Annotated in this window: 1 protein-coding gene; it reads right to left on the bottom strand. The window is 44.7% G+C overall.

Annotated elements, in window-relative coordinates:
* Nucleotides 1–145 (bottom strand): DUF3297 family protein (locus tag EXZ60_RS18985; protein ID WP_277436162.1); only part of this gene is annotated, 145 nt, incomplete at its 3' end.
* Nucleotides 146–387 lie beyond the last annotated feature (242 nt).

Here is a 387-nt window from a genome sequence, read left to right on the forward strand (position 1 = left end):
TGCAGTATTCTTCAACATCAGTACGTTCTTTGCCATTTAGACGAATGCCAATGTGGTGTTCAAAGCACTCCGCTACATAGTGTGGGCTGCGAGGATTACCAGCAAGGTGATCCGGCAAAGCGGGTTTCGCTGTAGTGTCGTTCATATTCATAACCTAAAATATGTAAAAAAGTGCGCTATTGTAGACAATACAAGCCTACCGCTCAACAAAGTAAAGATGCTATTTCATATGCGGTATAGAGCGCAGAACTAGATGACATATAACGCCCGGCTAAGGGGTTGACAACGCACCGCCGAACTCAAAAAACACACTGTAAACACTGAACTTCAATTTTGCACTAAAGCCGCCAAGCGTTGGCAATCCCTCTTGAGCCGTTTGTTAGCCTT

The sequence above is a fragment of the Vibrio sp. 1151_11 genome (genome assembly GCF_029478525.1).
Lineage (GTDB): Bacteria > Pseudomonadota > Gammaproteobacteria > Enterobacterales > Vibrionaceae > Vibrio > Vibrio anguillarum.